This is a genomic window from uncultured Megasphaera sp. (assembly GCF_958350005.1).
GTDB lineage: Bacteria > Bacillota > Negativicutes > Veillonellales > Megasphaeraceae > Megasphaera.
In genome coordinates this window covers 1-5,566 of record NZ_CATWFF010000133.1, presented here as the reverse complement: position 1 = coordinate 5,566, position 5,566 = coordinate 1, and the positions used below count along the sequence as shown (strand labels likewise).

Sequence of the window (5,566 nt, the reverse complement as noted above, 5' to 3'; positions counted from 1 at the left end):
GACAGGGTAGATTCTGCTGCAGACGGACAACGGCCTGTGGGCGACCGGCATATGGAGTAAGACTACTATCTGACTGGGAGGTCAAAGGGCTGTCGCCTGACCGCCTTCTTGTATATGTGCGAATCCAAGACCTGTGGGCTGTTTACAGATGTAAGGAGACAATAGCAGATACAGAAAAACCGGGTATACTCGCTGACGGCAGAGAGTATACCCGGTTTTTGTATGCCTATAGCTGAATTCTATTAGCCGCCGCAGTGGCCGGCCATGGCGCAGCCGGAGCAGGACCCGGCACAGCCGTCGGCCTGATGGAGACCAAAGAGGGCGGTCAGGGAACGGCGGGGGCTGAGCATGCCGCCTGGTGTGACGGCCATGCCGATCTGGCTGCCGCCGGCAGCATTGGCTACGTCCGTCTGCTGACCTGCAGGCCAGTCGCCGTTGCCGGGGCTGAAACGCCAGACGACTTTGTATCCTTTATCTTCGCTGATGGAACGGATATAGTCTGTCAGCTGGTCCAGGAGGGTGCCCGTGGCGGCAGCAGCTGCCGAGTCCAGGGCGACGCCGCCTGCTACGTTATGCTGGAGAAACGCGTCGTCAATTTCCTTTTCGACGGCAGCGCCGATAGTGACGGCGCCGATGAGGATAATATGGGCCTGTTCGAGATAGGGCACGAGCTGGGTGCTGCGGAGCTGGAAGGGATGGGAACAGAGGAGATGCTGCGATGCCTGGTCGTAGAATCCCTGCTGGAACACGCCCTGCGGCGATGCCAGTCGAAGCACGGTTTTGCAGGCTTCCTGGACGTCGTGGTCCGACAGGTCCTGGCCGCGCTGTGAGGCGTATTCTTTCACGGCAGTCTGATCAATAGAGGATAGAGTACCTGTATAGGTTGGCATAGAAATATCGTCCTTTCACAAAAAGTATGTACTGCCTTTATTATAGCATAGGAACGGGCAGAATTTACTCTTTTTTTCCCCTTTTTCCACTGGTTACGGCGAACTGTCTATGCTATACTATAACATAGACTTACTAATGAATTATGAGGAAAATGAGGTGGATGCAGTGGCGCATATCATTGCCATAACGAACCAAAAAGGCGGCGTCGGCAAGACGACGACAGCTGTAAATATGAGTGCCTGTCTGGCCAATGCCGGAAAACGGACGCTCCTGATTGATTTGGATCCCCAGGGCAACGCCACGAGCGGCTTAGGTATTGACAAAGCCGGCCTGGAAACGAATATATATGATTGTCTGATTGAACAGACGCCTGTGGCTGAGGTCATTCAGCCGACGATGATCAAGAAGCTGTCCGTCCTGCCGGCAACGATGGATCTGGCCGGTGCGGCTGTGAAATTAGTCAGCCTGGATGAACGGGAATTTATCCTGAAAAAGAGCCTGTCTGCCCATTTGCAGGAGCTCAAAAAGCCCTATGATTACGTCATCATTGACTGCCCTCCGTCACTGGGACTGCTGACGGTCAATGCCCTGGCAGCAGCCGATTACATTCTCATTCCCGTTCAGTGCGAATTTTATGCCCTTGAAGGGCTGACGCAGCTCATGGAAACGGTGGAAATGGTGCGGGATAATCTCAATGATAAGCTGCAGCTTCTGGGACTGCTCATGACCATGTACGATGGGCGGACGAACCTGTCCATTCAGGTGACAGAAGAAGTGAAGAAATATTTCAGCGGCCAGGTATTCAAGACGATTATCCCCCGCAACGTCCGCCTCGGTGAAGCGCCGAGTCACGGCGAACCGATTACGGAATACGATCCCCATTCAAAAGGGGCAGAAGTGTATAAAAAGCTGGCAAGAGAGGTGATACGGCGTGTCGGCTAAAAAATCAGGTCTCGGCGCCAATAACCGCCTGGAACAGGCCCTGCAGAAGTACAGCCGCCTGGAAGCGCTGGGTCTGGATAAACGGCACCGCCAGCAGGCGGACCCGGCAGCGGGGACAGTGGAAATCAGCGTCGACGCCGTCGTGCCCAATCCCTATCAGCCGCGGCGGTCTTTTTCGCCTGAAGCCATTCAGGCCCTGGCCGATTCCATTCGCCAATACGGACTGATTCAGCCCATTATTGTGCAGAAAAAAGACGGCGGTCAGTATGAACTCGTCGCCGGCGAACGGCGCCTGCGGGCTGCCAAAGTATGCGGCCTGAAGACGATTCCGGCCATCATTCGCCATATGGATTCACAGGAAGCGGCAGAAATTGCACTCATCGAAAATCTGCAGCGCGAAGATCTGAATGCCATTGAAGAAGCACTGGCCTATAAGGCCTTGGTTGATGAATTTCATCTGACCCAGGAACAGGCAGCGCAGAAAGTCGGCAAAAGCCGCTCCCATGTGGCCAACATGATCCGCCTGCTCCAGCTGCCGGAAGAGATCCGGCAGTACGTGTCTGACGGCGTGCTTACGATGGGACAGGTCCGGCCGCTCCTGCAGCTGCCGACGAAGGAGCAGCAGATTGACGGGGCTGTCCGCATTGTCGATCAGGAACTGTCAGCCCGGCAGGCGGAAGCTCTGGTACGGCAGATGATGATAGAAGAAAGGCCGTCGGAACCCCGGAAGGCCGATGCCCATCTGGAAGTGCTCCAGGACCGGCTGAAAATGCATTTGGGTACCAGTGTTGCCATTCGTCTGGACAGAAATAAAAAGAATGGAAAAATTGAAATATCCTTTACATCAGAAGCAGAATTTGAACGGCTGTTGGCATTACTGACTGACGAGCCGGAGGAAGACGGTGCGCCGCCTGTCTCTTCCTTTCATGTATAGTGGCGGTCATACGGCAGGATCCTGCGCAGGAGGAAAAACATGTTGGGATTGAGTAGCATTGCAGTAATGACGGCAGCTGGCGCCGCAGGCGTCATCATCATACTTCTTTTGGCTGCCGTCGTGTTTTTATATAAACGAGTCAGACTGCTGGAAAGCAAATACGCCTTTTTCATGCAGGATGAAACGGGAAAAAGCGTGGAACTTAAGCTGCGTGAAGATGTAGCCAAGCTTCACGATCTGCAGGGAACGCTGGATATGATTCACCAGACACAGAAAGATATTCTGTCTGTGCAGAATCACTGTTTCCGCAAAATTGGCTTTGTCAAATACAATGCCTTTGACAATATTGGCAACAACCTGAGCTTTGCCTTTACGGTCCTGGACGGCAAAGACGACGGCTTCTGCCTGTCCAGCGTATATGGACGCAGTGAGTCGCGTATTTTTGCCAAGCCCATTACGGCCGGGAAATGCCTGTACGGCATGAGTGAAGAAGAAAAAGAAAGCCTGGACAATGCCCTGCAGTATACTGGCGATATGCAGGACGGGCAGAAAGATTCGCAGTAAGCACGTATATTAAAGAAGGGAAGACACATTGGGATTTCAGGAAAAAGCAGCACAGATAACGGAATGGATACGAGGGCAGTTTCGCCGTTTTCAGGACCGTACAAGCTGGTGGCGCCCGTCTGAGGCGAAACCGGTTGTGCTCACGCCGCAGCAGTATCGGCGGGCTGTCGTGGCTGCAGTCTGCGGCATTGTCGTTCTGATTGCGGCTGTAGGTGCCGGCGTATACCAGTATATGTCCCTGCAGCAGGCCCGGCAGAAGGAAGCACTCCACGAACAGCAGCTGCAGCTCATGCGGGACAAGACGTCGTCACTGCAGGAAAAGATGGATAAAATGGATGCCCTCGATCAGGAGCTGCGGCAAATGGTCAAAGGCGCCGGAATGGGTGACAGCCCAAAAGGTGACGGCGGCACAGCAGGACAGCGGAAGAAATCGCCGGATTTGTCTCAGGCAGATTACAATGACCTGCTGCTGGCCGCCTCCCGGTTGGAAACGCGGACCAATGCCCGCGTCATCAGTTTTATTACCCTTAAGACCGTACTGAGTGATACGGCAGGACAGCAGGTGCGGCAGATGCAGCAGATTTCCAAGAAGTATGCTTCGTCATCGACGCCGTCTATCTGGCCGGTTACGGGTACGATTACGTCGCCTTTCGGCTATCGGGGCAATCCCATCGGCGGCGGCACAGGCTTCCATGAAGGGCTGGATATTGCCGTAGATTATGGTACGCCTGTGCGGGCGACAGCAGCCGGTACAGTGTCGCAGGCCGGCTGGGTCGACGGCTATGGCAATCTGGTAGAAATCGACCACGGCAACGGCTTTGTTACGCGGTACGGCCATAACTCCATGGTCCTCGTCGTGCCGGGACAGACCGTGCAGACTGGCGATATGATTGCTCTGGCCGGCAGTACGGGACGCAGTACAGGTCCTCATGTTCATTATGAAGTTCGCGTCAACGGCACGCCGACAGATCCGTTGCTGTTCCTTCCGTAGTGCCCAGGTGCGCGGAGAAAGGCAGGTCCCCTCATGAAACGGTGGAAACCCTTGGCCGGTACAGCTGTATGTATCCTGGTTCTTGCTGTTTTTTCCCTGCTGGCCCGTACGGATACGACAGAGCCGCAGGATATTTGCATCGGCGTGAACCTGGCTCTTACCGGCAGGGGCAGTACGTACGGCACGTCGACGATGGAGGGCATTGAACTGGCCAGGGATCAGGTCAATGAGCAGGGCGGACTGCTGCAAAAGCCGGTCCGGACGGTTGTCGTCGATAACCGCAGCCTTCCTGATGAGGCAGCTGCCAATGTGCGGCACCTGTCGCGTCAGCATGTCACGGCCATGATCGGTCCCAACCTGTCAGAATGTGCCCTGGCCATACTTCGTGATGTGGCAGCTGTCAAGGTGCCCGTCATCAGTCCGGCCGGCACGCATCCGGATATTACAGTGGACCGGGAAACGGGAAAGCCCTATCCCTATATGTTTCGGGCGACCTTTATCGATTCCTATCAGGGCCGGTCCATGGCTGACTATGCCCGCCAGGACGTACAGGCCCGCACGGCTGCTGTCGTATACGACGGCAGTCAGATTTATTCCCGGAGTCTGGCCGAATTTTTCCGCCAGGCCTTTCTGGCCGACGGCGGACAGGTACCGCTGGTCGTAGACGTATCTGCGTCTGGCGGCATGGCATCGGCGCTGGCCCAGCTCGCAGTGCATCCCTGTGATGTCGTATATGCGCCTTTTTATGACCAGCAGGCCATGGAATTCATCGTCCAGGCCCGGGACAGCGGTGTAACCGGTATCATTCTGGGCATAGACGGCTGGAACGGTTCCCGTATGGCTGCATCTCTGCCGCCGGCATATCTGCAGCATCTGATTTATACGGACCATTATGCCCGTAATACACAGGCTGCCGTATCAGAAGCCTTTGCGCAGGCCTATTACCGGCGATATGGTCATTGGCCGGACAGTTATGCCGCTCTTGGATATGATTCCTTCATGATGGTTGCTGAAGCCATACGCCGCAGCGGCGAAGGGAATCCCCGGAAGATTGCCGATGAACTGGCCCGGACGATCGACTATGAAGGCGCTGCCGGTACGATTGATCTCGACGGCAATCACGATGCGATTAAGCCGGTCTTTATTAAGACGTTTCAGGACGGCCAGCCAGTACTGCTGGAAACCTGGCAGGATCAGGATGCTCTGTAATAGAGCAGATATAAACAAATTTTTTATTTTCACCT

The 5,566-nt window shown here is 55.0% G+C and carries 6 protein-coding genes; 5 read left to right on the top strand and 1 reads right to left on the bottom strand.

Going from position 1 to position 5,566, the window contains the following annotated elements; translation table 11 throughout:
• Positions 1-242: 242 nt before the first annotated feature.
• Positions 243-890 (bottom strand): hypothetical protein, encoded by a 648-nt coding sequence (locus Q3886_RS08000; RefSeq protein ID WP_301860818.1) that lies wholly within the window; start codon positions 888-890, stop codon positions 243-245.
• Positions 891-1,056: 166 nt separating this feature from the next.
• Between Q3886_RS08000 and Q3886_RS07995 the strand changes: the two genes are divergently transcribed.
• From Q3886_RS07995 to Q3886_RS07975, 5 genes are read left to right on the top strand one after another with little or no spacing between them, the layout of a single operon-like run.
• Positions 1,057-1,833, top strand: a complete 777-nt coding sequence (locus tag Q3886_RS07995; protein ID WP_301860819.1) for a ParA family protein — start codon at positions 1,057-1,059, stop codon at positions 1,831-1,833.
• Complete coding sequence (locus tag Q3886_RS07990) at positions 1,823-2,767, top strand: ParB/RepB/Spo0J family partition protein (RefSeq protein ID WP_301860817.1); 945 nt, start codon at positions 1,823-1,825, stop codon at positions 2,765-2,767. Before Q3886_RS07995 ends, Q3886_RS07990 begins: the two co-directional genes overlap by 11 nt.
• 39 nt (positions 2,768-2,806) lie before the next feature.
• Positions 2,807-3,331, top strand: coding sequence for a DUF4446 family protein (locus tag Q3886_RS07985; protein ID WP_301860816.1), 525 nt, complete (start codon positions 2,807-2,809; stop codon positions 3,329-3,331).
• A 28-nt stretch (positions 3,332-3,359) separates the two neighbouring features.
• On the top strand, positions 3,360-4,322 hold the full coding sequence (locus Q3886_RS07980) for a M23 family metallopeptidase (RefSeq protein ID WP_301860815.1): 963 nt from the start codon (positions 3,360-3,362) through the stop codon (positions 4,320-4,322).
• 33 nt (positions 4,323-4,355) lie between these two features.
• Positions 4,356-5,531, top strand: a complete 1,176-nt coding sequence (locus Q3886_RS07975) for an ABC transporter substrate-binding protein (RefSeq protein ID WP_301860813.1) — start codon at positions 4,356-4,358, stop codon at positions 5,529-5,531.
• Positions 5,532-5,566: the final 35 nt, after the last annotated feature.

Excerpts from the sequence above, each read along its gene's own strand:
- Q3886_RS08000 (WP_301860818.1), bottom strand. The coding sequence starts at position 890 with ATGCCAACCTATACAGGTACTCTATCCTCTATTGATCAGACTGCCGTG.
- Q3886_RS07985 (WP_301860816.1), top strand. The coding sequence starts at position 2,807 with ATGTTGGGATTGAGTAGCATTGCAGTAATGACGGCAGCTGGCGCCGCA.
- Q3886_RS07975 (WP_301860813.1), top strand. The coding sequence starts at position 4,356 with ATGAAACGGTGGAAACCCTTGGCCGGTACAGCTGTATGTATCCTGGTT.